General features: G+C 41.9%; 22 protein-coding genes and 1 tRNA gene. 13 read left to right on the top strand and 10 right to left on the bottom strand.

Translation table 11 applies throughout. The features are described 5' to 3' along the window. Together cas1 and cas9 are read right to left on the bottom strand one after the other, a co-directional pair. A partial coding sequence (gene cas1, locus BKH46_RS03260) for a type II CRISPR-associated endonuclease Cas1 (RefSeq protein ID WP_095225412.1) occupies window positions 1-622 on the bottom strand: 622 nt, incomplete at its 3' end. Between the two features lie 6 nt (window positions 623-628). Beyond that, window positions 629-3,835, bottom strand: coding sequence for a type II CRISPR RNA-guided endonuclease Cas9 (gene cas9 / locus BKH46_RS03265; RefSeq protein WP_172402544.1), 3,207 nt, complete (start codon window positions 3,833-3,835; stop codon window positions 629-631). 223 nt (window positions 3,836-4,058) lie between these two features. Between cas9 and BKH46_RS09450 the strand changes: the two genes are divergently transcribed. The 3 genes from BKH46_RS09450 (at window position 4,059) to BKH46_RS03275 (ending at window position 7,342) form a co-directional block, all read left to right on the top strand. Continuing rightward, window positions 4,059-4,217 (top strand): hypothetical protein, encoded by a 159-nt coding sequence (locus BKH46_RS09450; protein ID WP_172402545.1) that lies wholly within the window; start codon window positions 4,059-4,061, stop codon window positions 4,215-4,217. A 737-nt stretch (window positions 4,218-4,954) separates the two neighbouring features. Further along, window positions 4,955-6,559 carry an ATP-binding cassette domain-containing protein gene (locus BKH46_RS03270; protein ID WP_095225414.1) on the top strand — a complete coding sequence of 535 codons (1,605 nt, stop codon included), beginning with the start codon at window positions 4,955-4,957 and terminating at the stop codon, window positions 6,557-6,559. Window positions 6,560-6,583: 24 nt separating this feature from the next. Beyond that, window positions 6,584-7,342, top strand: a complete 759-nt coding sequence (locus BKH46_RS03275; protein WP_095225415.1) for a DUF815 domain-containing protein — start codon at window positions 6,584-6,586, stop codon at window positions 7,340-7,342. 23 nt (window positions 7,343-7,365) lie between these two features. Here BKH46_RS03275 and BKH46_RS03280 read toward each other — a convergent pair whose 3' ends face one another. The 5 genes from BKH46_RS03280 to BKH46_RS03305 all read right to left on the bottom strand — a co-directional run bounded on the left by BKH46_RS03280 (window position 7,366) and on the right by BKH46_RS03305 (window position 13,181). Then, on the bottom strand, window positions 7,366-8,412 hold the full coding sequence (locus BKH46_RS03280; protein WP_095225416.1) for a hypothetical protein: 1,047 nt from the start codon (window positions 8,410-8,412) through the stop codon (window positions 7,366-7,368). After that, window positions 8,403-10,331 carry a selenocysteine-specific translation elongation factor gene (selB, locus tag BKH46_RS03285; protein WP_095225417.1) on the bottom strand — a complete coding sequence of 643 codons (1,929 nt, stop codon included), beginning with the start codon at window positions 10,329-10,331 and terminating at the stop codon, window positions 8,403-8,405. Before selB ends, BKH46_RS03280 begins: the two co-directional genes overlap by 10 nt. Beyond that, complete coding sequence (gene selA / locus BKH46_RS03290) at window positions 10,321-11,670, bottom strand: L-seryl-tRNA(Sec) selenium transferase (RefSeq protein WP_253248285.1); 1,350 nt, start codon at window positions 11,668-11,670, stop codon at window positions 10,321-10,323. The genes selB and selA overlap by 11 nt, the downstream gene beginning before the upstream one ends. Window positions 11,671-11,994: 324 nt before the next feature. Continuing rightward, window positions 11,995-12,071, bottom strand: a tRNA-Ile gene (locus BKH46_RS03300). Further along, the gene (locus BKH46_RS03305) at window positions 12,033-13,181 is read right to left on the bottom strand and encodes an FtsW/RodA/SpoVE family cell cycle protein (protein ID WP_095225535.1); all 1,149 of its coding nucleotides are present in this window, start codon (window positions 13,179-13,181) and stop codon (window positions 12,033-12,035) included. The genes BKH46_RS03300 and BKH46_RS03305 overlap by 39 nt, the downstream gene beginning before the upstream one ends. 57 nt (window positions 13,182-13,238) lie before the next feature. On the opposite strand from BKH46_RS03305, the gene BKH46_RS03310 reads away from it, so the two are divergent. The 10 genes from BKH46_RS03310 (at window position 13,239) to BKH46_RS03355 (ending at window position 22,467) form a co-directional block, all read left to right on the top strand. After that, entirely contained in the window at window positions 13,239-14,222 is a 984-nt protein-coding gene (locus BKH46_RS03310) for an RluA family pseudouridine synthase (protein ID WP_095225419.1), read from the top strand. Beyond that, window positions 14,173-15,426, top strand: coding sequence for a fibronectin type III domain-containing protein (locus BKH46_RS03315; RefSeq protein ID WP_095225420.1), 1,254 nt, complete (start codon window positions 14,173-14,175; stop codon window positions 15,424-15,426). The genes BKH46_RS03310 and BKH46_RS03315 overlap by 50 nt, the downstream gene beginning before the upstream one ends. Window positions 15,427-15,429: 3 nt before the next feature. Next, on the top strand, window positions 15,430-16,605 hold the full coding sequence (gene trmB, locus BKH46_RS03320; protein ID WP_095225421.1) for a tRNA (guanosine(46)-N7)-methyltransferase TrmB: 1,176 nt from the start codon (window positions 15,430-15,432) through the stop codon (window positions 16,603-16,605). Beyond that, a complete protein-coding gene (locus BKH46_RS03325) occupies window positions 16,602-17,273 on the top strand; it encodes an ABC transporter ATP-binding protein (RefSeq protein ID WP_095225422.1) in 672 nt (223 codons plus the stop codon). Before trmB ends, BKH46_RS03325 begins: the two co-directional genes overlap by 4 nt. Next, window positions 17,260-18,069: a cell division protein FtsX gene (locus BKH46_RS03330; RefSeq protein WP_095225423.1), complete on the top strand. Its 810-nt coding sequence runs from the start codon at window positions 17,260-17,262 to the stop codon at window positions 18,067-18,069. The genes BKH46_RS03325 and BKH46_RS03330 overlap by 14 nt, the downstream gene beginning before the upstream one ends. 1 nt (window position 18,070) lies before the next feature. Then, window positions 18,071-19,336 (top strand): peptidoglycan DD-metalloendopeptidase family protein, encoded by a 1,266-nt coding sequence (locus BKH46_RS03335; RefSeq protein ID WP_253248286.1) that lies wholly within the window; start codon window positions 18,071-18,073, stop codon window positions 19,334-19,336. A 75-nt stretch (window positions 19,337-19,411) separates the two neighbouring features. After that, window positions 19,412-19,804, top strand: a complete 393-nt coding sequence (locus BKH46_RS03340; protein WP_095225424.1) for a FlaG family protein — start codon at window positions 19,412-19,414, stop codon at window positions 19,802-19,804. 16 nt (window positions 19,805-19,820) lie between these two features. Continuing rightward, window positions 19,821-21,860: a flagellar filament capping protein FliD gene (fliD, locus tag BKH46_RS03345; RefSeq protein ID WP_095225425.1), complete on the top strand. Its 2,040-nt coding sequence runs from the start codon at window positions 19,821-19,823 to the stop codon at window positions 21,858-21,860. A gap of 18 nt (window positions 21,861-21,878) precedes the next feature. Further along, the gene (gene fliS / locus BKH46_RS03350) at window positions 21,879-22,262 is read left to right on the top strand and encodes a flagellar export chaperone FliS (RefSeq protein ID WP_095225426.1); all 384 of its coding nucleotides are present in this window, start codon (window positions 21,879-21,881) and stop codon (window positions 22,260-22,262) included. Further along, the gene (locus tag BKH46_RS03355) at window positions 22,246-22,467 is read left to right on the top strand and encodes a hypothetical protein (RefSeq protein ID WP_095225427.1); all 222 of its coding nucleotides are present in this window, start codon (window positions 22,246-22,248) and stop codon (window positions 22,465-22,467) included. Before fliS ends, BKH46_RS03355 begins: the two co-directional genes overlap by 17 nt. Here BKH46_RS03355 and BKH46_RS03360 read toward each other — a convergent pair whose 3' ends face one another. The 3 genes from BKH46_RS03360 to BKH46_RS03370 form a co-directional block, all read right to left on the bottom strand. Further along, window positions 22,468-23,151, bottom strand: a complete 684-nt coding sequence (locus tag BKH46_RS03360) for a YggS family pyridoxal phosphate-dependent enzyme (protein ID WP_095225428.1) — start codon at window positions 23,149-23,151, stop codon at window positions 22,468-22,470. 12 nt (window positions 23,152-23,163) lie between these two features. Beyond that, window positions 23,164-25,002 (bottom strand): menaquinone biosynthesis decarboxylase, encoded by a 1,839-nt coding sequence (locus BKH46_RS03365; RefSeq protein ID WP_095225429.1) that lies wholly within the window; start codon window positions 25,000-25,002, stop codon window positions 23,164-23,166. A 69-nt stretch (window positions 25,003-25,071) separates the two neighbouring features. Further along, window positions 25,072-25,575 (bottom strand): hypothetical protein, encoded by a 504-nt coding sequence (locus BKH46_RS03370; RefSeq protein WP_095225430.1) that lies wholly within the window; start codon window positions 25,573-25,575, stop codon window positions 25,072-25,074. Between the last annotated feature and the right edge of the window lie 555 nt (window positions 25,576-26,130).

Below are 26,130 nucleotides of genomic sequence, written 5' to 3' on the forward strand. Positions count from 1 at the left end.
GAAAAATCCCCAAAGTAGGCAAAAGCCCACTACTCACTAGACTCCTTGCTATAGAACCTCTGATGATTGCATAACCATAGTTGAGGGCAGCATTGATGGGGGTGGGCTCTTTGCGAGTAAATCCCCTGCCAAAAAGAGTCTGAAAATAAATAATCGCCCCTTGTGCTTCGAGATTTTTAGAATCATTGAGTGTGACTTTTTTAGAGAGTTCGAGGATTTTTTGTGCATCTTGAGGACAGAAATCTTGTGCTAGCATTGCTTGATTGTAGAGCTTTTGCTTGATAATTTCCTGCCATAAAATCGCTTGAGTCTGCTTGGATACCTTGAGCTGAAACTGCAACATTTCAGATGCCTTGTAATACCCTAGATAAGGGGTAAATACTCCATTTGGGGTGTGCGATGCATCGCAGGTAAAAAGTGCAATCTTACAATCAGCAAGCCTACTGAGCAAACTTGCTGTGATACTCACTTGAGGGCTTTCACAAATGATTGTTGCAATATCCCTTAAGGGTAAGGTGATGTCTTTGCCTCCTTGAGTGATACAAAAATTATCGTTTTTAAGACTCAATTGAGCAGGATTGGCAATAAAGATACTCCGATAAGCCTCATCGAATCCTGCCATCAGGGGCTACCTTTTTGTTGTTTTCAGACAGATACCTTTTCTGGGTTCAAACTCTGCTTGAGTGATCTCTCCTAGTGCAAATACAATATATCTTTTGAATACCTTAAGATTTTGGATACCACTTCCAATTATCGCTCCTGATTTATCGGATTTGAAAAAACCTTTCTCCTCCTCTTTGAGATGATTGCTATGGTGTTTGGCTGTTAAGCTAGCAGTGCTTGAATCTATCCCTGCATAGTAGGCATAAACACTATGGGGCATTTCTTTTTTCTGGATCTCTATGAGATCGTCTTTAAATAAACTAAAACAAAACTCATAGTTCCCATCCATCTCCAGCCAATCTTTAATTACATTTTCTTTATTCTTTCCACTCACCACTGCCTTATTGGGTAGCTTACCCACTGCAACATCATAGGTATAGATCGGCACGACATAATATTTGCCCTCATCTTTTGACTTAAAAATATCTGCTCGCACCATTTCACCATTATCTACAATCCCTCCATTAACACTTCGTATCTTCCCTAGCTTCAAGGCTCTATTCACACCCTCTTGCCCTCCATATGCTTTAAAATATGCCTCTGGCTTGCGTATAGTTGCTTCATGGAGTGCCCCAGAAACTTTCCTCCTAGATGCCCAAGAAACAAATATTTTTTCTACTGCCTGATTGACTTGATCGCGGAATTTGTCCATAGGTATCGCAAGCTGTTTTTTTGTCTTATAATCACTACTTTGCCTCAAAGTTTCTGCTTCTTCTTTGGCTTTCTGATACCCCTTTTCTCTAAGACTCATATAATCTGCAAATGCCTTGATATTTCTAGGGGTCGCAAACGCTATAATCAGAGCATCTTCTGCGTGATGGAGATGGGTATCTCTGTCTTTGCTCCCTAGTCCCCAGTAATGTCTGAGCATACTTGTCAAACTCCCTGATAGCACGATGATATGCCTCTTTGAGCCCTTGCTCCCAGCTTTTAGTGTCATATCCTCATCTTCGCTCAAGGGCAAAAATTTTAAATATTTGCTTGTATATCCCACAACAAGGCGATTGATATGGGCTGTGTCATTGAGATTGCGTTCTAAAAAGCCCATGCGATCTCCAATATTCCTATCCTTAAAGTTCGTATTCAAAATCTTTTTTTTCACAGCCTCTGGGAGAGTTTTTATCGCGCAGATTCTCTTATACAAAGTATCCCATTTGTCTTTATCATCACCGATCCACTCATACACAGTGCGATTCTTTTTGTCTTGATTTTGTTTTGCAAACACCAAGACCTTATTACCCAAAGAATCATCAAAGCTCCTTGAAAGCGGATAGATGTGATCGATTTGTAAAAGTTTGGGGTCTTTAAAATGCTCAATTTTAATTTTCTCACCACTATAAAGGCAAAACTCTCCTTGCAAAAGCCATAGTTTCACCTTCAAAAGATTGCTCTTATTGGGTTCTAATCCCATCTCTTGACATCGCTTTTGGGCTTCTTGATTGCGCTTATCGTTTTGCTCTTGCTGCTTATTGATCTTATCTCTTTCTTCAAAGCTCTTGCCCACTTCACGAGTAAATTCTATATGGATTTTATGTATATACCCGTGCTTTTTGATAATGGCTTTGAGAACCTTGCGGTATTGGGCAATCGCACGATTGACAACAGGATTGAGGCTATTGGCAAACTCAGTGTGCTCAAGTGCAGGCAACTCTTCTTGATCTTTTTCTAGGTCCTGAGTGCTATGATGGTCCAAAGGAGCTTCTTTGATAGCTTCATCATAGCGCTTGCCCTCTAACATCAAAGGCAAAATCTCCCCCAATGCCTTTAGGCTCAAATTGATTGTTTCTTTGAAATTCAATGGATTAAAAACGAGCTTTTCTCGCATACCTTCAGAGATAGGGAGGTCTTGGAGCTCTTGTTTGAGGATATTTTGGGATCTATTGGATGCTATAATATTTGCAATCCTATCAACAACATCTCGCTGTAATGACTCAAATTCCTCTGCAAAGTCACTCAAATAATCCTTGAGTTTATGGTATTTTTCAAATTTGATAAAAATCTTATTTTCTGGATCTTTCTTAGTATAATCTAGCCCTCTTGCTTGAAACTTCACCCTTTCATCAAGCTCTAAGATTTTACGCAATTTTTTATAACTCAAGCCCGTTTTAGTGGCCTTAGCCTCTTGTAAGATTTGCCCTATCAGCTCAGGAGATACATCAAATCGACACTCACCTGTAGTATTCTTGAGCTTTTTTAAGAGATTGATAATGCTAGTAGTATTGATAAATTCTTCAGCACTATAGCAGCATTTTGAGGCTCGATTTTCTTCTTTGAAAAATGTACATTTCCCTACGACAAAGCCCTTGGGCTCTCGCACAAAAAAGGCAATTTTTTCAAACTCATCTTGCAAGGCTTGCGTTGCTTTTTGATTGCCAAGCTCTCTTTGTGTGGCAAATAAAATCCTAACTTCGTCTTGAAGCTCTCTCCTGCCAATGGAGCACATGAACTTATCTTGATTCTTTTTCTTGTCTTTCTTTTTTCCCTCTTGCTCCTCGCTCCCGCCTTTGTTGCGGACATTTTGGTAGTGGCCCTTAGAGATTTCCTTGCCATAAAATTCCTTGCACATCATCTCACCAATTGTTCGATAGCCTGAGTTTTGCATATACTCTTGATTCTTCCTGATGGAAGCAAGCATAGCCTGCTCTTCTTGCTTCTTTTTCTTTTCTTCTTCGTTTTTTTCTTTATCTTGTGAGTCCTCTGATTCTTCTGGCTCAATCATCTGTAAGTCGTTATAACCCCGTCTTTTTGCGATATGGATTAGCACCCTTGCAAATTCCACATCTCCCAACACCCTCTCAAGCCCCAAAGCCCTCAATTCCCAAGGGGAAAGGAAATTTTTATTTGTTGTAAAGAGCTTGGGGAGATGGTTGCCTTGGGGCAAAAAATCCTGAGCATTGATACCAAGACTTTTGGCTAGTAGATTCTTGAGTTGTGCTATTCTGGCCCTTTTTCGTTTGAAGATCTTGCGCACATTTCTTGCATTTCTCCTGGGCAACGCCAAAGATGCTCCTTTATCGCCCTCTGCTTTTTTGAATAATCTCACTCCACAATCAATAATCTTCCCTGAGTCCCTATTCTGCCCATCTTTACGCACACCATCTTCTACTTCAATCAATCCCCAACCTATCGAAGTGATACCGATATCAAACCCTAGAATCTTGATAGTCCCCATCAAAACCTCCATCAAATTTTTTACGACAAAAAATAGAAACTCTTTGCACTCAAATCCCCTACAATATATAGATATTAGGTAGTTATAACGGGAAAGAATATCGGTGTCAAGATTTCGTTTAACACTGAAACAGGCAAATTAAACGACCTAAACAACACACTAGTTCAAACCCAAAAACACACCCAAAAAGCATCTAATGGTCTTTTTAAAATAAAAGAAGCCCTTGATAGCTATGCACACCCTCTACAATCTATTAGTATTGGCCAGACAGGTATCTCTAAGGCAAAATGTCAATTCCCTAGGGCACGCCATCAATGCGAGTGATAAATGGGCTTTGTCTATGCAAAAGGCAAATGCTGAAAACACAAATACAAAATGCTGAAAACCTTTATTTTCTGTGCCTTTGCTCGCCCTTGCTTTTCTTTTAACAAAATAAAAAAGGCTTTTGTTTCCTCTTTTTCAAAAAAGGGGTTTATCCACCCCTAACCCCTCCTTAGCCCCGAAAAAACTCTTTTTTCGGCAAATAAGGAGGGGAAGCTCGCAACCTCCTTGCTAGTTAAAAGAGGGGAAAAGCACTACTGCAATCTTGTATCCCTCTTTTAACACCACGCAAGGGCGAGCCAATAGAGCCATCCGAGGTTTTCGCCTTTCTGCCCTTACCTTTCTGCATTTGCCTTTGCGTGCAGGGGTAAAGGGGGTTTAGGGGGCGCTTCGCTAAGTCAGCCCCCTTTAGCCCCTTAATGCGTAAGCAAAAGGATTTTGCAATCCAAAAGAGTTTTTTCGGGGCTAAGGTCTTAACCCACCCATTGTGTTAGGGGTGGTTAAACCCCTTTTTGAAAGAAAAGAATAAAAAAGTTTTTTTGAAAAAGTCTCCAAACTCTTAAGCAAATAAAACAATCAATCAAATCCAAAAATACTTTTAAAACTCTTTTCTTAGGAGGGGATAGTTAGTTTCAGTTAAGTTTAAGTCATGATTTGCCACATAAAACAAAAGCAGAGCGTGTCACTTTGATTTTAAGTGTCAACTCACTTTGATTTTATATGGCGTTTTATAATATATTCTGGGAGGAGTTTGGGTAAAATAGGATAAAAAAATCAATACTCTAAAGGAATTATCCAATGCTACAAACCATCAATCTCACAATGCGATATGCGACTAAAAAGTTATTTGAAAATGTCAATATCAAGCTAGATAAAAACAAACGTTATGGTCTCATCGGGGCTAATGGAGCGGGCAAAAGCACATTTTTGAAAATACTCAGTGGTATGTATGAGCCTAGCAGTGGGGAGGTGGTGATAGAATCAGGTTTGCGATTGGGGGTGCTTGGGCAAGATCAATATGCTTTTGAAGATTTGAGCTTAAAAGATGCTGTTTTGCTAGGGAATCAACGACTTTATAAAGCCATCAAAGAAAAAGAGCAACTCTATGCAAATGGGGATTTGAGCGATACAAAGGTCAATGAGCGGCTTGGGGAGTTAGAGATTATCTGTGCTGAAGAAGACCCGATGTATGAATACGAAGTGGTGATTGAAAAGATTTTAGAAGATTTAGGATTTGAACAAGAAAGGCATTATGATTTGATGCGCTCACTCACCGGAGGGGATAAGTTTAAGATTTTGCTCGCGCAAGTGCTTTTCCCTAAGCCCGATATTTTGCTGCTTGATGAACCGACAAATAACTTGGATCTGCACTCGATTGCTTGGCTTGAAGAAAATCTCAAGCGCCACGAGGGGACAATGGTCGTCATCAGCCACGATAGGCATTTTTTGAACGCAGTGTGCACGCATATTTTGGATATGGATTTTCACACAGTGCGAGAGTTTAGCGGGAATTATGATGATTGGTATATCGCCTCAACACTCCTTAGCAAGCGCCAAGAAGCTGAGCGCAACAAAAAACTCAAGGAAAAAGAAGAGCTAGAAACTTTTATCGCACGATTTTCTGCTAATGCTAGCAAAGCCAAGCAAGCGACCTCTCGGCAAAAGCAGCTTGAGAAACTCAATATAGAGAGTTTGGCAGTTTCAAGCAGGCGCGATCCGAGCATTGTATTCAAGCCCAAACGCACGATCGGTAATGAAGCCTTAGAGTGTGAGGGGATATCTAAGGGCTATGATGGGGTGTGTGTGCTCCAAAATGTCAGCCTTAAGGTAATGCCTGGGGATAAAATCGCCTTGATAGGCCCTAATGGCGTGGGTAAAAGCACATTGTGTAAGATACTCATAGAAGAGCTGAGTGCAGATAGCGGGCGTGTGTCTTGGGGGGCGACTGTGCAAAGGGGATATTTCCCTCAAAATGTGAGCGAAGAGATCAAGGGCAAGGAGAGCTTGTATGAGTGGTTGCGCGGGTTTGATAAGAAAATCGAGCCCTCAGAAATCCGTAATAGTCTTGGTCGTATGCTTTTTAGCGGGGAGGAGCAAGAAAAAAATATCGATGCTTTGAGTGGGGGAGAAAAACATCGTATGGTGCTATCAAAGCTAATGCTTGAGGGGGGGAATTTTTTGGTGCTTGATGAGCCAACGAATCATTTAGATCTTGAATCTATCATTGCGTTAGGCGAGGCGCTTTATAAATTTAGTGGTTGTGTGATTTGTGTGAGTCATGATAGAGAGCTCATCGATGCGTATGCTAATCGTATCATCGAGCTAGTCCCTAGCCCAGAGGGTGCAAAAATCATCGATTTTAAAGGTAGTTATGAAGAATATCTCCAAAGAGGGGCGCATTGAGATTAAAAGCATAGGAGTGGTGCGATGAATTTTGAATATGATTGGAGTATTAGCAAGGCTTGTATATTCCGTAATTACAATGGAGGTTACCTGCACAAAATCACTGATTTTGACAGAGTGGATGCTAAAAAGCTCTTGGGGCTAGACAAAGAAATTGCTACTTTGGAGAAAAATACCGAAGCGTTTTGCCGCAGAAAGGCTGCGTCAAATGCCCTTATCTGGGGAGCTAGGGGATGTGGTAAAAGCTCAATGGTCAAAGCAGTTTTTACGCGCTATCTCTATGAGCTCGATACGCCTTTGCGTGTGGTGGAGATAGACAAGGGGGATTTATGGGTCTTGCCTTTTTTGATTGATGATTTGCGCACGCATGCTTTTTGTTTTGTGGTGTATTGTGATGATCTTTCTTTTGAAGCAAGAGATCAGAGCTATAAACCTCTCAAAAGTATCTTAGAAGGGTCTTTAGAAAAGAAGCCCGATAATGTGCTGGTGTATGCGACTTCTAATCGGCGCCATCTTGTGGCTGAATATGAAAATACGCAAGAAATCCATCAAAATGATGTGTGGGACGAATTGCTCTCTTTGAGTGATCGCTTTGGGCTTTCTATGGGCGTGTATGCCTTGGGGGCAGAGGAGTATCTTTCTATCCTTGCAAGTATGTGTGCTAGCGTAGAGGAGTTTGAAGCCCTTAAAATGCCAGCGCTTAATTATGCAGGTATCAAGGGGAATCGGAGCGGTCGGAGTGCGCAGGAATTTTATCGGCTGTATCAAAATGGCTTGATTTAGGCTCTCAAGACTTTAAATACCCCTTAAATCCCTAGCACTCTGAGTTGGGAATAGCAGTATGCTATGGTTTTGCAGAGTTTGTCAAAATCGGGAGTTTGTGTGTAGCTCACGCTGAGGAGCTCTCGAGATTCTAGCTCGCTATAGCCCATTTCTTGGAGGACAAAAGAGGGAGCAAACAAGCCATAAAGGCATTGTGCGCCATTGATACCATAGATATTTTCTAAAAGCAGGGCTTGCAAGAGGTTTCTGGCCTTGATAGAAGAAAATCTTAAAGGCAGGGCATTAGGCAGTGTATGGGCTAGAGGGGCAAAAAGCCCTATGTCTGTTTTGATGAGGGATTGGAGTGTGGTGTAAAAAATCTCTTTGGTGTCTTGGGGGCTTGGGGCTAGGGAGCGAATACTTGTTTGGAGAGCGGCAAATAGCTTGGGGGTGCTGAGTGTTTTGGGGAATATTTCAGGTGCGATGAAATCTTTAGCAATCAAAGCCCCATGAGAGCGCAAAAGCCCTAGGGATTCCCCATTGATAAGCAGCAATGTGTGGGAGTCGATGATATCAGGGATAGGGAGATTCAAACTCAAGGCATAGCTGATATCAGTGATGAAAATAGCATTTTTTGTGTGCTTTTGGAGGGTGGCTTTGAGGTCTTTGATGGGGTTTTGGGTGAGAATATCTTCATTGACAAAGGGGACAATCAAGCAAGTGCAGCCTTGCGCGATAGCTTCTAAGAGGGATTTGGAGGTGATGAGCCCACTTTGTTTATCAGGGATTAGCTTATAAATGGGCTTATCAAGAAGCTTGATAGCTGCATAGCCTTGCTGGTGGGAGGAGATTGCATAAGCGATTTTATGGGTTTTGCTGATACGCGTGAGTAGCTCTAGCCAATGTGCGCACAAAAATCCAAATGGCACGCTCATATCCCCACCAAAGAGGGCAGCTAGGGCTTTAGAATCATTTTGCAAGCTAGCAAGCTCGCTCGGATTGATGGGCGAGGGATTGGGATAGGAGGGTGCGATGAGTAGTTGGTTGGGGTGTTTTTGTGTGGGGGGATTTTGTAAAAAGTCTAATCGCATACTTTTCCTTTGTATTTGAAAGTCCTTTTGCCTTGAGTGTTTTGGATATCATCAAAGGCGTCTAGGCTATCCAAATAAGCAATGAGATATTTTCGGCTCAAAGGCAGATGATTTTTAAGCACTCCCATATCGATATAGCCATAAGTTTGTATCCACTCCCGCATTTGGGTATGCAGGCTTTTGAGAATAGATTGCGCGATGAATAGATTGTGCTGGAGGCGTATGAGCTTTTTGTTTCCACAGAGGGCTTTGAGGGCTTTATCAGCACTTTTGGTATCAATAGCCAGCATATCATAGATATTATACGGGGCTAGGGGGGTGAGCCCTTGGGATAGAATCGTTTGATAGAGCGTGTCTTGCAAATATTCATCGATGTTTTTGATATTGTTTTGCTTGGAGAGATAGAGATTATCCTTTTTGCTGATGAAACCTTCATATTCTAGGGAATCTAGGGCTTTTTGAATCAAGTTGATCGAAGCCCATTTGAGCTTTTGGTGGATACTATGGCTTGAGAGCAGTGCGTTTTTATTTTTGCTGAAAGTCTTGAGTATGTCATCTTTGATATTTTCAAAAGTTTGGGGGTGGTAGATGACTAATTCTTGGGTGTCTAGGTAAATATCAGGGATATTTTGCGCGATTTGGATAGCTTCTTTTTGTGTGAGACTGAAACGTTGCGCAGAGCTGATGAGACCAAAGCCTTTTTTATGCACGCAAGCACAAAAGTAAAAAGCGCTTTTAAAATCCCTTTGGAGCAAGAAGTTGCAATAAGTGTATTTTTGCTTTTTTTTCATCACTTCAGTGATAGGGTTTAGCACTTCCCCACCGCCGATTGTTTTATCTTGTATCCTGAGGATAAATCTTTCACCAAAAATGCTGAATATTTTTTCATCTGTTTTGAGGCTTGCGAGTATGTAGGGTCTGTTGGGTTGGGGCGTGTGGGATTTTTGCGCGAGTTCAAGGAGGGGTTGGAGGGAGGAGATTTTAGCATTGCAGCGCTTCGTGCCGATAAAAAACTGCACAACTAGATTGTGTAAAGACATTTCTACCAAAGGATAGATGACAACATCAATTTCATCAAATCCCCTGATATAGCCCTTTTGACTCAGCAAATACCCACGCTTGAGCACAGAAGCACTCACGCCTTTGAGATTGAGGGCAATGCGATGGCTTGGCGTGGCTGTATCGATAAATGTGTGATGGTTTTCGATACTTTTAATACCTGCTTGTGTATCAAGCTCGCAGATATATACAGAGTCATTTTTATTCATTGTCCCACTCAGCACGCTTCCAGTGGTGATAGTCCCTGCTCCTGTAATGCTAAAAGCCCGATCGATGTAATAGCGAAAGAAAGGGGCTAGGGGTCTTTGGACTTTAGGGAGGGCATAGAGTAAATCAATGAGTTTTGCGTGCGTAGCAGGCTCATAGACACTAAAAGGAGAGATGGCAAATAGCTTAATATGATGGAGTTTTTCAAACTCTTTTTGGATATCGTTTTGGAGTTTTGCTAGCACAGATGGTGTGTTTTGGAGGTCGATTTTAGTGATGACTACGATGGCTAAGGGGATAGCTAGCATATCAGCGATTTGGAGATGTTCGATACTTTGGGGTTTCAAACCCTCATTTGCTCCCACTACAAGCAGCAAAGCATCGATTCCAAAAGAGCCCGCGATCATATTTTTGATGAGTTTATCGTGCCCTGGGACATCGATCAATGCGATATTTCTAGCATTTTTGTTTTCTGTTTTGTCTTCTGTTTGTTTGGGAGGGAGGTAGAGATGGGAAAAGCTAATATCTAGGGTGATACCTCTTTGTTTTTCTTCAGGTTTTTCATCGCCATCAAAGCCATTGAGCGCCTTGATAAGGCTAGTTTTGCCGTGGTCGATATGCCCGCCTAGACCGATGATGAGATCATTTTGCATTAAGAACCTCAAGAAAAATCTGTTTGATTGCGTTAAGATGATGGGGCTCTAAGCAGCGCATATCAAGGAGGATTTTGTCATTTTGGATTCTAGCGATCAGGCCATTTTGCCGTATTTTTTCATTGAGGGCTTGGGTTTTGATATGCATATGACTCAAAGCAATCCCATATGATGGGAATTCTTCTTGTGGCAAAGCCCCTCCACCTGCCATAGATCCCAAAGGTGTCAGCACACATTGCATGCCAGAGAGCGTATTGAGCGATTGGGCTAGTTGCTCTGCTTTTTGGCGCAGGCTCTCTAAGGGCTCATGGAGCATGCGCTGGGTGGGTATCATCTCCAAATCGCCCTCTATGTAGGCTTGCAAGGTAGCGCTGAGTGCGAAAATAGTGAATTTATCCACACGCAAAGCGCGCAAAAGATGGTTTTTTTTGAGTTGGTCGATGAGATGTTTTTTACCAAAGATAATCCCTGCTTGAGGCCCCCCTAAGAGCTTATCCCCGCTAAAGCTCACCAAACTAGGATTTTTAGCAGCAATTGCAATCAAAGAGGCTTCATTGACACCATCAATGGGGGTGATATAGCCACTACCAACATCATAATAATCAATCAAATGGTGTGCTTGGGCTAGCTTGCTTAGATCCTCAAAACAGACTTCTTGCACAAAACCGATTTGCTTGAAATTGCTTTGATGGGCTTTGATGATGAGGGCAGAGTCTTGTGTGATGGCGTTTTGATAGTCGCGCAGATAAGTTTTATTGGTCGTGCCAACTTCTTTAAGGTGCGCACCTGCAGAAATAATCACTTCAGGAATACGAAAGCTCCCGCCGATTTCAATCAGCTCCCCCCGAGAGATGATGACTTCTTTGTCTTTGGCAAAGGTATTGGTGATGAGTAAGACAGCGCTTGCGTTGTTATTGACAACAAGCACATCTTCACAGCCCAGTAACGCGCACAAGAGCTTTTGGATACTCGCATACCTCTCTCCGCGCTCGCCTGTGGCTAGATTGTATTCAAGGTTGTTGTATCCACTCAAAAGGGGCGTGATTTTCTCTAATAGCTTGGGGGAGAATATGCTGCGCCCTAGGTTGGTCTGGAGGATAATCCCTGTGGCGTTGATAAGGGGTTTAGAGCTTGGGGTCAAAAGAGCGCAATAAGCACGATCTATTTTTGCTAGGATTTCTGCATATGATGGGAGGGGCTGGCCTTGGCACAGACCTTGGCGCAGGCTTTCTATGAGCTCTTGGGCAAGTCTTTTGAGTAAAGAGGGGTTTTTGTTTTGGAATCTTGGCTCTTTGAGGAGCTTGTCGATTTTGGGGAGTTGGGATAGGGCTTCTCTCAAAGCAAGTGTCCTTTTAAGGGAATTTAAAATAAATGCAATTATAATACAAGGGCTTTTAAGTTTTGTCAAATGGGGGGCAAGCATAGCTGGTGCGTGCCTTGGACTTCAAATCCAAAGAGCGTCTAGGTGTCTGGATGCTGGAAAGTTCGATTCTTTCGCCCTCTCGCCTCTTTAGATACTCTAAAATACTGCATAAATTTTATAAAATCTAAGCAAAACCCCACAAATATCCCAACACATTAAAATAGCTTTGGAGTTTTTGTGCCTTGTTTTATTGGATAAAAATCTAAATATACAAGAAAAATTGAGAAAAGATTTAAGGAGTGGTGGACCTTGCAGGACTCGAACCTGCGACCGATCGGTTATGAGCCGAGCGCTCTAACCAGCTGAGCTAAGGGTCCTTTTTTGTTGATATTTCTGAAGGGATTGGAATTGTAGCGAAAATTAAACCTAAAGGCAAGCAGGTTTTCAAGGATTGCAAACAACACAACAAAGGTGATAAAACTACTCCCCCCATAGCTAAATACAGGCAGAGGTATGCCCACAACAGGGGCAAGACCTATAGTCATAGCGATATTGACCCCCACATACACAAAAATCAAAATCGCAATCCCCCCTGCAATGACTTTCAAGCGATAGTCCTTAGAATCGAGCAATGAAAATGAAAGGATATGCAAAATCAGCCCGATATAAAGCCCAATCAAGACAATCGCACCCATAAAGCCAAAGCGCTCCACATAATAAGCAAATATAAAATCGCTTGTAGCGATGGGGAGGAATTTGAGCTGTGTTTGGGTGGAGTTTTTCTTGGATTTGCCTAGCAGCCCCCCTGAGCCGATAGTGATGATGGATTGCTGCACATGGTAGCTGGGCTTTTCAGCCACAAAGTCGTGTATGCGTTTGCGTTGATAATCGTGCAAAGAGCTATAAATCAATGGCGAGGCCACTAAAATGGTGATCAAAATCGAAAGCCAAATTTTATAATTCACTCCCACTAAAAACAAAATCCCAAATCCCATGATGACAACAACCAAAGCTGTGCCTAAATCAGGCTGTTTGAGTATGAGCAAAAAGGGCAGGAGGATATAAAAGCTAATTTTTAAAAAATCTTTCCAGCCATAGCCCCATCTTGGCGGCGGGTTGTGGTAGATGATATTAGCTAACATCAATAAAATAGCGATTTTCACAGGCTCACTAGGCTGCAAAGACACTCCGATACCTGGGATCGTGATCCATCGCTGTGCACCTAGCTTGGTTGTTCCATAAAAATCTGTAATCAAAAGCAATAAAATACAAATCCAATAAAACACCCCCACGCTCTTAGAAAGACTCCTAAAAGGGATAAAAAACACAATCCAAAACAGAAAAAATCCCGATATGATATAAATCAGCTGCTTGAAACTCAAGGCTTCATTGGCTTCGTGGATCAGAAAAAACGAAATACCAATGATAGGCAAGATCAGAAAAAGGAGTAAAAAATCAAAATGTGTTAAAATCCGCCTATCAATCATTGGGTCTTGCCTTTTTGGTATTTGGGAATTTTATCAAATTTTAGACGGATATGCTGTATGAAAAAAACATTTCAAATCAAAGATTTTTATCCGCGCCTAGACGGGTTTTTATCTCAAGAGCTTGAGATTTCTAAGAGTCAAGTGCTTGGCTGGATCAAAAGTTCTTTAGTCACTTTAAATGGTCAAATCGTCCAAAAAGGTGGGCTGAAGCTCAAAAATGGCGATTGTATCACTCTATTGCCCCCACCTCCCCTCACACAGCAGCACACACCGCCCATACCTCAAATGGATATCGATATTATCTATGAAGATACCGATATTTTACTCCTCAACAAACCCCCCCATCTCATTATCCACAAAGCCCCTAGCGTCAAAGAAGCGACTTTAGTTGATTGGCTCAAATCCAAGGGCTTTGCCCTCTCTGATATCAGCCATCAAGAGCGTTATGGGATTGTCCATAGGCTCGATAAAGACACGAGTGGGGCTATCTTGATTGCTAAAAACAACCACGCCCATATCCGGCTATCTGAGCAGCTTAAAAATCGCGTGATGGGGCGGTATTATCTGTGCGTCATCACCCCACCACTTTTGCGCCCAAGCACCATAGAATGCCAACTAGGGCGCCACCCAAACAATCGCTTGAAAATGACTAATCTTGATAGACTCAAGCTCTCTTTAAGCAGCGCACGATACTCCAAAAGCCAGTTTGTGCCCTTGCTCTCAAGCAAAAACGGGGCTTTGAGCTTGCTTTGTGCGAAGCTTTTTACAGGCAGAACCCATCAGATCCGCGCACATTTAGAGAGCATTTCTCGGCATATCATCGGCGATAAACTCTATGGCACACAAGATACATATGATGTGCGTATGCTTTTGCACGCATATTTGATTTATTTTTCTCACCCCAGAACTGGCAAAAAAATGTTTTTTAAAGTTCCTGTTTTTGATGATATGCTAGAATTTTTGGTTAAAAATTTTGATAAGGTAGGTTTGGATGCAGCTATCAGAGAAGATCAAATTCTTCGTAGCTTTGATACTTTTTAGTTTGCTTGCAGGCTGTGCTTCGATGCAAAATAATATGCTCTCACTCTTTGGCAGAGAAGATAAAATCGATACAGGTTTGCCTATCATCAAAGATGTCAAGACTATCAATGATGTGCGTTCTGTGGGGTTTGAGTGGGGGAGTATCGATGACACTTCCTTGGTAGCAGGATTTGTGCTCTATCGTATCGAAAAAGATGGTGTGCTCAAAAAAATTGCCACAATCAAAAATCCCCTAGCAACGCATTATTATGATAATGGTCTGACCCCTTTGAGTGCGTATTCTTATCAGATTTCTACACTCGGTAAAGATGGCGCAGTATCCCCGCGCTCACCGATTATTCACATCAAGACTTCTTTTATCGATGCTGTTGAAAGCGTGTTTGCCTCTGAGGGCTATCCTAAAGAAATCAAGCTCATCTGGAGCCCCCACCCCAATCCAAGCATATCCAAATACATTATCCAGCGCCTTGATGATCGTGGCGTTTTTCTCAATATCGGTGCGGTCAAAAATAGGCTATATGTAGAATATTTTGATAAAAATCTCCAAGATGGCAAGGAATATAAATATCGTGTGATTGCTGAGAGCTTTGAGGGGGCAAAATCCTTGCCTAGCCCGATTGCAGTAGGCAAGACAAAAGCGCAGCCCAGCCCGATTACCCATCTTTTAGCAAGCAACAATCTCCCGCGAGCCATCAAGCTAGATTGGGATCTCTCCCCTCAAGAAGATGTGGTTGCTTATAGAGTCTATAGTGCAGGGTCGATCAAAGATCATTTTAAAATGATTGCCCAAACTAAAGAAAATCACTACACAGATAAAATCCCCCAAGATGGCGTTGAAAGATTTTATAAAGTTATCCCCCTCGATAGCACAGGACTGCAAGGAGAGCTACCGATAGGAGCAGTCAAAGGCATGACACTCACCCCTCCACCTACCCCTATCATCATCAAAGGCGTGATCCAAAACAATCAAGCTGTGATTTTATGGCAAAGTATCGATGATATGAGAGTGAAAAATTATGCAGTTTATCGCTATGAGGGGAGTTTCTCAAGCAAGCCTTTGCGGTTTGGAGATATTACAAAAAATGAATTCATTGACAAAGAAATGACAGCAGGCAAAAAATATCGCTATCAAGTCGTAAGCGTTGATGGCAATGGGATTGAATCTGCCCCAAGCAAAGAAGTTGAGCTTCTTATCAATAGGTAGTGTATGCCACATTTTTTAGCCAAAAAGACCCATTTCCCCAGCTATCCATTTACGCAAGATGGCTATGAATTCTGCTTTGAAGCCTCTAGCATACACAGCCAATCAGAAAGCCTGATTCATGTGCGTTTTTGTGGAGATGGAGGGGAAAAGACCTTTTTTGTCCGTAAAATCAACAGAGCCCAAGATATACTCTTTAAAGCCGAAAAAATCACCAAGCCACAGCCTATAGGTATCCTCAAAGGGGCTTTACGGGCGTTAGCCCAAAAGTGTGAAGTCATCGTGCACAATCTCAATAACGATTCAATGCGTCAAGTCATACAAAGCAAATTTTTACTCAGCCCTAAAGAACTCATCGCACGCACTCAAAAAGAGTTTTGTATTGAAATTGGCTTTGGCTCAGGGCGACACCTCCTCAAGCAAGCCCAGCTACACCCACAAACAGATTATATCGGGGTGGAGATCCACACGCCCTCTATCGAGCAAGTTTTAAGGCAGATTGAGCTTTTGGGACTGCAAAATGTGCTGATTGTGTGTATGGACGCAAGGATTTTGCTTGAGATCCTCCCCTCCAATCAATGCCAAGCAATCTATATCCACTTCCCTATCCCTTGGCACAAATCCCCCCACCGCCGTGTGATGAGTCAAAAGCTACTCACACAAGCCCTGCGAGTGCTTGCTCCCAATGCGCCCTTAGAGCTCCGAACAGATGATTTGGGATATTTCCAAGACAGCTTGAGCCTTGCTATGGAGCAAGAGGTGGCACGAATTCAAGCAGCAAAGAACCTTTCAAATGTGGTTGTGAGTAAGTATGAAGCAAGATGGCAAAGAAAGCAAAAAGATATTTTTGACCTAAAAATTTTCTCACTCCACCATCACGAAAGCGAAAAAATAGAGTATGATTTTGTGTTTGATTTTTCTCTCCCCAAGCACGCACTCACACATCGGTTTGAAAAAATCATCAAAAAAGACTATTTTTTGCATATTTGTGATGTTTTCCAATCGGATTGTTTTTGGATTGTATCGGTGAGTTTTGGGGACTTTGAGAGGCCTTTGAGCAAGCTAATCATTTTTGATATACTTGCTCAAAAAATCTATTATTTTGGTGGAGATCCCCTAGCAACAAGGGCAAATATCAAATCCCACCAAGAGCTTTTGCGCTTACTAATGGAGGAGAGATGAATAGCATCATTGAAGCAAGCAATTTATGTCTGGGATATAAAAAGGGAGAGCCTATCATCAAAGATGCGAATTTTGCCATCGAACACAAGGATTTTGTCTTTATATCAGGGGCGAGTGGGAGCGGGAAAAGCACTTTGCTGCGGTCTTTGTATGGGAATTTATCAATATTTGATGGGAGTTTGAGGGTCTGTGATATTGATATTGCCCACGCAAGCAAACGGCTCATCAATCAACTACGCCAAAATATCGGGATTGTTTTTCAAGACTATAAACTCATTGAAGAATGGACGGTGGAGAAAAATATTTGCTTACCGATGGTTATCTCTGGCTATAAAAAGGAAGTGTGTAACTCTCAAGTCGAAAAGCTGCTCTCCCATGTTGATTTGCTCTATAAATCCCACCACTACCCCCTAGAGCTCAGCGGGGGCGAACAGCAAAGAGTGGCAATGGCTCGAGCGATCGCCCATCGCCCTATGCTGATTTTAGCAGATGAACCCACTGGGAATTTAGACGATTACTCTAGCGATATGATTTGGAGTTTGCTCAAAAGTGCCAATGAGCAGCTTGATGTTACCATCGTTGTTGTCACCCATAGAATCCCCGATCGGCTCAATATCCCCTATAGAAAGCTCAACATCAAAGATGGAGAAGTGTATGAATACTCTTAAAAGGCATTTTTCATTGATCATTCCCCTGCTAGCACTATTATTTTCGCTAGAAAGCATTGTTTTGGTCAATCGCGCTATCTCTATGAAGGAAGACAGATTATCGCAGAGCTATTCTATCTTGCTTGCTAGTCAGCAGAAGCTAAGCCTTGAAACCATCAGCCAAACTATCGCCCAAGCCAAAAGTCTCACCCCCATCAATCCTGATTTTTTGCTCGAACGGCTCAAGCAAAATATGAGCGAGGCCAATGTCAGTGCTATCAAAAAAGATTTACCATTTTTTTATTCACTCAAGCTTGCGATTTTCCCCAATCAAAAGCAGCTTGAAGCCATCAACCAAACATTGCTTAAAATACCCAGTATCCAAAAAGTCGAAGCCTTTAGCAAGACACACAATCAAGTCTATCGCCTATTGTTTTTAATCAAGCTCAATGTGTGGATATTTGCCTCTTTGATTGCATTGCTCTCTATCTTGCTTATCATCAGACAAATCCAGATTTGGCGCTTTGAACACAGCAAGCGTATGGAGATTATGGGATTTTTAGGTGCGCCGATGTGGATCAAAAACGGGATTTTATTCAGGCTAGCTATCATTGATTCTGTCATCACAAGTATTTGTATCCTTGGGGGGACTTTTTACCTCTCGACTCTCTCAAGTTTCCAAGAACTCATAGAAGCGCTTGAAATCCAAGGGAGTATTTTTGAGTTTGGGACAGATTTTTTAATGCTTTTGGGGACTTCAGTGGGGATTTCAGTCTTTTCTGTGCTCGTTGTCATCATCTCTCAGAGGAGATCTTGAAGTGTATGGGAAAAATCTTTTTCTGATTTTTTTACTTTTGCTGCCGTTGTTGTCTGCAGATATTGCAGATATTGATAAAAACATCAACACCAACAAATCCAAGCTCCAAAAAAAGAATAAAGAAAAAATCCAAATCAACAATCTCTTAAACACACTAGGCGATACAATCAATCGCAAACACAAGCAAATCAGGGAGCTAGACACCCAAATCACAAATATCCAAAGAAATATCAACAAAAACCAATCCGAAAATACAGCGCAACTCAAAGCACTCAGAGAATACAAAGAGCTTTTAGCCAAGCTAGAGGGCAAAAAGAGCAAAATCCAAAGCGATATTGCTAATATACTCATCAAAGATATGGCTTTTATTATGGTGCTCAACCATCAAAGCCCTATTTCTCCCGATGATATTATCTTGCAAGAGATTTTTAAAAGCCTGAATAAAAACTCTAAAACCCAGATTGAAACCTTAAGCCAAGAAGAAGACACCATCAACGCACAAATTGCCCAAATCAATAACAATATCAACAAAATCAATGTCTTCATCGATAATCAAAAGGACAAAAAACAAAAATTACAAGCAATGATCAATGAGCAAAAAAAGCTAGTGAAAAATCTGCAATCTGAATTGAGCGCTTATAATAAAAAGCTCAAAGACATTGATAGTGAGCGCAAAAGCTTGGATAAAATCCTAGCAAACTTAAATATCTTAAAACAGACCAAAGAAAAAGAACTCCTAGAAAAACAAGCCAGAGAAGAAGCCCAAAGGCAAAAACAAGCAGCCAACTCCCAACCACAAGATAGCAAAGACCTCCAAGCTCCCTTAGATGTCAAGCAAGTAGCCAGCTCTTATCGGAGTATCTCAACGACCCACTACAAAGGCCCTAAGACCATTTCGCCTTTAGAGAGTTACCAAGTCGAGCAGAAATTTGGCCCGTATTTTGACCCTGTCTATAAACTCAAAGTATTCAATGAATCTGTCACACTCATCTCCAAAACTCGCAATGCTGTAGTCAGAAATATCTTTGATGGAAAAGTCGTCTATGCCAAAGAAGTCCCTATTCTCAAAAAGGTCATCATTATCGAGCATAAAAATCAAATGCATACCATCTACTCACAACTCGATAAAATCGCCCCCACCATCAAGCCGGGTTTGCGTATCCAAAAGGGCTATGTCATCGGCAGAGTCGATCAAAGGCTAGGCTTTGAAGTCACACAAAAAGACAAACATATCGATCCATTAGAAATCATCTCTCAAAGTAAATAAAAAAATCTTTCTAATGGTCGATGTTAAAAGATGTAGTTCTGATTTTATGCTAAAAAATCAAGGAGGAAATCAATAATGATGGACAAGATACAAGGAAGTTCGTTTTCATCATTGCAAGATAGGCTTGTTAGTTTGGTCCATAACGCAGGAAGACCCGCAGCACAGACAAGAGATGTCCCAACCACACAAGCAGACACAGCAGAAGAAATCTCTGCTTACCACGAAGACAAGCAAAAAGATGCGCTCAAGCAGGAATTATTGTTGCTTAGTAGTGCATTGAATCAAGAAATGAAAAGAATCAACACCGATATCAACTTCAACTACAATGATGACATCAGAGGACTTGTCGTAACGGTCAAAGAAGAAAATGGGGATAAGATTATCCGTGAGATCCCCTCTAAAGAAGCTATTGAACTGATGAAAAAAATGCACGATATTGTGGGTCTGATATTTGACAAAAAGGGTTGATTTTAAGGAGTAGTTCGTGGCAATGGGCAAACTAAGCTCTCTAGGGATTGGGAGCAATGTTTTAAATTATGATGTCATTGATAAGCTCAAAAAAGCCGATGAAAAGACGATGGTCGCTCCTATTGATAAAAAGATGGAAACCAATGTCGAAAAACAAAAAGAGCTCGTTGAAGTCAAAACACTCTTGAGTGCGCTCAAAACTCCCATCAAAACACTCGCTGATTACTCGACTTATATCGCTAGGACTAGCAATGTCACTAGCAATGCTATCAAAGCCACCGTTGGGGCGGGCGTCCCTATACAGGATATAAAAATCGATGTTGAAAGTCTTGCGCAAGGGGATATCAACGAAGTGGGGACAAAATTCTCCTCCCGCGATGATGTATTCAGCAAAGAAGATGTGAAGTTGCGATTTTTCACATTGGGGCGAGAATATGTAGTCAATATCAAAGCAGGAATGACATTAGGCGATGTCGCGCAAGCTATCACAGATACAACCAAAGGTGAAGTATCGGGTATTGTGATGAAAACAGGGGGTGCTAAACCCTATCAGCTGATGATTAACTCCAAAAACACAGGCGAAAATAGCCGCATTTACTTTGGCTCTACCATCACTTCCAATCCAATTCCTGAAACCCCAATCAAGCTAGAAGCAGGGGATTTTACCCTCACTATCAAAGACAAAAATGGCAATGATACGACGATTGATATCACTTCAGATACGCAAGAAAATATGTCTGCGCAAGACAGGGCTCAAGCCCTCCTTGACGCGCTTAAAAACGCTATTCAAGCAAATCCTGATACCAAAGACTTGCTTGATGATGCTATCAATGTTGGATTGAGTGATGATGGCAAATCTTTAGTGATCAATGACAAAAGGGGCTATGCAATCAAGCTAGGCGGCAACAAACTAGCGCAACTGGGCTTTGAACAGAGTCAATCTCAAAAAGATGACTTGCTCCAAAGCAGCACACCTATCAAATCTGGACTGCTTCAAGGCGTGATCCAAATCGGTTCGGTGCCTTTAGACCTCTCTAAAATGACTAAAAAGCACAACACAAGCGAAGAAAACGCCCAAGTGATCGCTGCAGCGATTGAAAATATCGCGGGTATGCACGCTACAACTGATGGCAATGGCAAGCTCATCTTGAACTCTGAAGTCGGAGAAATCAAAATCACAGCCACAGATGATGCAGGCAAGGCTGCTATCAAAGAGCTAGGGCTTAAAGAGGGTATGATACAAGATTACTCCAAGCTCGAAAGTGAAATTTTTAAGTTCAAAAACCTCCAACGCGCTTCTGATGCGAAGTTTGCTTATAATGGCGTGAGTGTCAGACGACCTAGCAATGAAATCAATGATGTCATCAATGGCGTGTCCTTGACTCTGCAAGAAACCACAGAGCCGGGCAAACCTGCTATTATCAGCGTAGGGAGAGACAATCAAGTCATTATCGATAATATCAAAGAATTTCTCAAAGCCTATAATGAGTTAATCCCCAAGCTCGATGAAGTCACGCGCTATGACCCTGATACCAAAATCGCAGGGATTTTCAATGGCGTGAGTGATATTCGTATGATTCGGTCGAGTATCAATAATATTTTTTCCTATGCAATCCCCTCACCCGATGGTATGCAGAGCTTAATGCGCTATGGCTTGAGTATTGATGATAAGAGCAAGATGAGTTTAGATGAAGCTGCGCTGAGCAATGCCCTCAATCAAGACCCGCAGAAAACACAGGATTTTTTTTATGGCACAGATAAGAAAAATTTTGAGGGCAAAGAAGTGCATCAAGATGGAATATTCATAAAATTCAATAAAGTTTTATCCGATTTGGTCGATGGTAGTAATGCAAAACTAAAGATTTATGAGGATTCATTAGACAAAGATGCTAGAAATCTTAAAAAAGACAAAGAGAGTGCTATGGATCTTTTGAAAACGAGGTATGACATTATGGCTGATAGGTTTGCTGCTTATGATGGGCAGATTGCTAAGGCAAATAATTCCTTCAATGCTGTGCAGATGATGATAGACCAATCAGTTGCCAAGAAAAAATAAGGGGAGATAAGAAAGACTATGCGGAGTGCAAATGCTTATTATTTATACCAGCAAAATTCGATTTCAGTCGAATCGCCTGCTAAGCTCATTGAAATGCTTTATGAGGGGATTTTGAGATTTGCTGCGCAAGCTCGCAGACACACAGAGCTCCAAGATATTGAAAAAAAGATTTATTACATCAACAAGGTCACAGATATTTTCACAGAGCTGCTCAATATCCTTGATTATGAAAAGGGCGGGGAGGTTGCTGTCTATCTCACGGGGCTTTATACCCATCAGATCAAGCTACTCACGCAAGCAAATATTGAGAATAATTCTGAAAAAATTGATATTGTCATCAATGTAGCCAAAGGCTTGCTAGAAGCTTGGCGAGAGATACACCAACATGAACTGGGCAGATAGTCTTAAAATCGCTATCTTAGAGGGGGACACACAAAAAGCCTATGAACTCATCATCAATGTTCCCACGACTTCCCTCAATGAACTCGAAGACTTACTGATTGCTCAAGAGCTCATCGCTCAAGGCATTGAAATGCTTGAAAAAGACCAAGAAAAGGTCAAAAAACAAATGTTGCAACTCAAGCTAGCAAAGAAATTTTTAGAATAATCACGACTCAAATAACGCCGATCCGATCCGAACCATATTAGCCCCATAAGCAATCGCGATTTCAAAATCCCCACTCATACCCATGGATAGAATCTCTGCCCCTTGGGTTTTGAGCGTATCAAAGATATTTTTTGTCTTCTCAAAAGAAGCTTCAATCTGCTTAATCTCTGGAGTGTTTGCCCCGATACTCATCACGCCTTTGAGCTCTATATGCGGGCATTCTTTGCGTATTGTGAGGTAGGTTTCTTGGGCTTCTTGAGGGGGTAAGCCACTTTTAGTTGGCTCATACGAGGCATTGATTTGCAAAAGTGCATTGAGTGTGATATTTTCTCTCGCACACCTTGCTTCTAACGCCCTTGCTAGCTCTAAAGAATCCAAAGAATGCACTAAAGTGGGCTTAAGCGCAAGCAAGGTATTGATTTTATTTGTTTGCAAAGTCCCTAACATATGCCATTGCAAAGGGAGCTCATCTAAGACTTGGGATTTGGCCTTGAAATCTTGGACTTTATTTTCGCCAAAAGCCCTCTGCCCGCAAGCATACAGAGCTTCTATCTCTTGGATAGTGGCATATTTAGACACAGCAACAAGTTGGATCACTTGATGTCTGGAGTAGGCAATGCGAGCTTTTTCTATTTTGTTGATAATGGTGTCGAGGTTTTTTCGCAAACGATATGTGTGATCCATTTTGATATTCCTTTAAGTCCTAGGTGATGTGCAGATATGGAATCTCTTCAAAAAGCCCGCACTCACGCCCTCTAAAAGCCCCTTTTGCTTGAGCGTTTCTATCACAGCTATCGAGCAGTCTGTTTCTAGGGGCCACTCTCTGTGGTAGCCATCAAGGCTGTTTTTATCTGTCGCGTCGATAAAAAGTGTGTTTTTGTGTATATGCAAATCGCGCTGGGCGTCGATATTGTTTGTGATTCTCCAAAGCAGCATATAAGGATTATTCAAATCATTTTTACTCGCATCAACAAACACAACAATCGCAAGAGAATTCTCCAGCAAAGCAAGCGCTTGACACGCACGCATTATGCTCCGATCTGACTTTTCTACCCCTATGATACAGATGGGATTTTGGGTATGGGTATAGTATTGCTTGAGGATAGTGGCTTCTTGCATTAGGGGCTTGATTTTTTGCAAAAGCTCCCCATCGCTATAGAGCTCAAAATCTTTTTCTATGCTTTCTTGTGTCGCATCAAGCCCTAGCTTCCCTCCAAGCCCATAAGAGGGCGAGGAGTGATCGAGCGCGTCGCAAATCCCCTCTGTGATGGTGAGATTTTGGACACAGAAACGATTGAGTATGTATTCAGTGATTGCTGTGGTATCTGTAAGCTCAGGCGCTTTATCATCAACAAAAATAATATGCTTGACAAAGCTCATCTGTCCCACACCCCAAAAACTATGCATCATCTGCTTGGCGTGGGCAGGGTATTGGGGCGCAATCTTTGCTAATATCAGATTATGAAACACGCCATTTTCAGGCATATAATAATCCAACAGCCCTTGGGCGCTTGTCTGCAAAAGCGGTAAGAAAACGCGCTCAGTCAAATACCCCATATATTTATCCTCCAAAGGAGGCTTGCCTACGACTGTAGCAAGGTAGATAGGGGATTTTTGGTGTGTGATCGCACTCACTTCTAGCACAGGATAAGGCTCAATCGGTGTATAAAAGCCCGTATGATCGCCAAATGGCCCCTCAAGCACCATTTTATCGGGATCTACCCAGCCCTCTATGGTGATATCACAATCATAAGGCAAGGACAGTGGATTACTCAGACATCGAGCAAGCTTAGGTCTTTGCCCTCTGATGAAGCCATAGAGCATGAGCTCATAGATCCCATAAGGCAAGGGAGCTTGCCCACACCAAGTATAAAGAGGATCGCCACCTATGCCGATACTCACAGGCATTTTTTTGCCCGCTTTTTTGTATTCGTGGAAAAAATGGTTAGCGTCTTTATGTATCTGCCAGTGCAAGCCTAAGTGGTTTTTGTCATAGACTTGCAAGCGATACATACCGAGGTTTTTTTTCTTGCCATCTAGGCTTTGGGTATAGACCTGCCCCATCGTGATGAAAGGCCCACCATCTTTTTCCCAAGTTGTCAAAATCGGCAAATCATAGAGATTGACTGCCTGACCTTGATAGACACACATCTGAGATGGGGCTTTAGAGCGGATAGTTTTAGGGAATATGTGGCGTAAGAAAAAGAGGTCTTTGAGTTGGGTAAATGCCCCTAAAATCCCCTTTGGTGGGGTGAAATGTATCAGTTGTTTGATATGGTTGGCAATATCAGAGATGGGCTTTTGTGTGATGAGCTCTAAGCGAGTGTATGAGCCAAAAATATTCATCAACACAGGGATATCAAATGTTTTACCAGATTTTTGATCGATAGGTTTGGTGAAAAGCAGCGCCTTGCCCCCGTGGGGCTTTTTGGCTTCTAGGTATGCTAGATGGGGGATTTCTAAATAAATATCTAAAGGCATATCAATGACACGAAGTTCATTGTGCTGCTCTAGCAGTTTGATAAATTGCTGCATTTTAGCTCATTTTGTTTGTATTTTCTAGCTTTTGTGTATCTAAAAGATGACACTCAAGCCAGATAAAGACTAAAAAGCCAAACCAATGGTCGCACCGATACGATTGAACTCAAAACGCGCACCATTACTGCCAAATATTTTGGGCTTTTGGTAAGTCCCATCAATACCGATAGTCAAAAATGGAATCAAAGGCACATCGATTTTGATACCATAGTTAAAGGAAGCTGTGTCGTGTAAGCCGATATTGCTGAAGTGTGAATAGCTCGCACCAATGTAGGGCGTGAGTGGGAGGATAGGGATCTCAAAGCCCACAAGCCCACCCCACTGCGTATTGCTATAAGAGCTTTTATCAGATTTGCCTACGCTTGAAGCCACATCATATTTGAATTGTGGAGCAAAAACCACGCGAGATACACCCAACCATACGCGCGCATAGCCCCCATAGGTGAATCGATTATCATTGTTCTGATAGCTCAGATTTGCACCGATTTCAGGGGTAATCTGATAGTTCCCCAGACCGATACCAAACAAGCTCGCACCACTCATCATTACAGCCAACGCCATTTTTTTCATTGTTTCTCCTTTGGGATTTGAATCTTGGAAGTATATCGGATTTAATGGGGTATTTATAAAATTTCCTCCCATCATTGGGTCAAAATTCCCCCTCAAACTCCCCCTTACCCCTGCCACGCTTAAAGGCAGAAATGCAAATACAAAAAGGCAAAATACAAAGGTTTTCTTTTCTTAGGAGGGGGAGGGTTCTACTTAGCGAAGCGTCGCCCTCCCCCTTCCTAAAACCTACCCCCACCCACTGCACGCAAAGGCAAATACAAAAAGGCTTGGATAGCTATATTCGCTCGCCCTTGCGTGGTGCAAAAAGACAGAGAAAAGACTACAGAAGTGTAGTCGCTGGCTTTTTGCTAGCAAGGAGGTTGCGAGCTTCCCCTCCTTGTTTGCCGAAAAAAAGAGTTTTTTCGGGGCTAAGGAGGGGTTAGGGGTGGATAAACCCCTTTTTTGAAAAGAAAGCATTTGATTTTTATTTTGTCAAAGCTTATTTTTCAATCCAAAAGCTCTTTTTCTATTTTTTCTCTCACTTCTATATTTAGTATGAAACCATATATATTGAGA

This window comes from Helicobacter sp. 12S02634-8, assembly GCF_002272865.1.
Taxonomy (GTDB): Bacteria; Campylobacterota; Campylobacteria; order Campylobacterales; family Helicobacteraceae; genus Helicobacter_J.

What these genes read in the sequence shown, in the direction of transcription:
- cas9 (WP_172402544.1), bottom strand. Translation starts at nt 3,835, where the DNA reads ATGGGGACTATCAAGATTCTAGGGTTTGATATCGGTATCACTTCGATA.
- BKH46_RS03270 (WP_095225414.1), top strand. Translation starts at nt 4,955, where the DNA reads ATGCTACAAACCATCAATCTCACAATGCGATATGCGACTAAAAAGTTA.
- BKH46_RS03275 (WP_095225415.1), top strand. Translation starts at nt 6,584, where the DNA reads ATGAATTTTGAATATGATTGGAGTATTAGCAAGGCTTGTATATTCCGT.
- BKH46_RS03280 (WP_095225416.1), bottom strand. Translation starts at nt 8,412, where the DNA reads ATGCGATTAGACTTTTTACAAAATCCCCCCACACAAAAACACCCCAAC.
- selB (WP_095225417.1), bottom strand. Translation starts at nt 10,331, where the DNA reads ATGCAAAATGATCTCATCATCGGTCTAGGCGGGCATATCGACCACGGC.
- BKH46_RS03305 (WP_095225535.1), bottom strand. Translation starts at nt 13,181, where the DNA reads ATGATTGATAGGCGGATTTTAACACATTTTGATTTTTTACTCCTTTTT.
- BKH46_RS03310 (WP_095225419.1), top strand. Translation starts at nt 13,239, where the DNA reads ATGAAAAAAACATTTCAAATCAAAGATTTTTATCCGCGCCTAGACGGG.
- BKH46_RS03315 (WP_095225420.1), top strand. Translation starts at nt 14,173, where the DNA reads ATGCAGCTATCAGAGAAGATCAAATTCTTCGTAGCTTTGATACTTTTT.
- trmB (WP_095225421.1), top strand. Translation starts at nt 15,430, where the DNA reads ATGCCACATTTTTTAGCCAAAAAGACCCATTTCCCCAGCTATCCATTT.
- BKH46_RS03325 (WP_095225422.1), top strand. Translation starts at nt 16,602, where the DNA reads ATGAATAGCATCATTGAAGCAAGCAATTTATGTCTGGGATATAAAAAG.
- BKH46_RS03330 (WP_095225423.1), top strand. Translation starts at nt 17,260, where the DNA reads ATGAATACTCTTAAAAGGCATTTTTCATTGATCATTCCCCTGCTAGCA.
- BKH46_RS03340 (WP_095225424.1), top strand. Translation starts at nt 19,412, where the DNA reads ATGATGGACAAGATACAAGGAAGTTCGTTTTCATCATTGCAAGATAGG.
- fliS (WP_095225426.1), top strand. Translation starts at nt 21,879, where the DNA reads ATGCGGAGTGCAAATGCTTATTATTTATACCAGCAAAATTCGATTTCA.
- BKH46_RS03355 (WP_095225427.1), top strand. Translation starts at nt 22,246, where the DNA reads ATGAACTGGGCAGATAGTCTTAAAATCGCTATCTTAGAGGGGGACACA.
- BKH46_RS03360 (WP_095225428.1), bottom strand. Translation starts at nt 23,151, where the DNA reads ATGGATCACACATATCGTTTGCGAAAAAACCTCGACACCATTATCAAC.
- BKH46_RS03365 (WP_095225429.1), bottom strand. Translation starts at nt 25,002, where the DNA reads ATGCAGCAATTTATCAAACTGCTAGAGCAGCACAATGAACTTCGTGTC.
- BKH46_RS03370 (WP_095225430.1), bottom strand. Translation starts at nt 25,575, where the DNA reads ATGAAAAAAATGGCGTTGGCTGTAATGATGAGTGGTGCGAGCTTGTTT.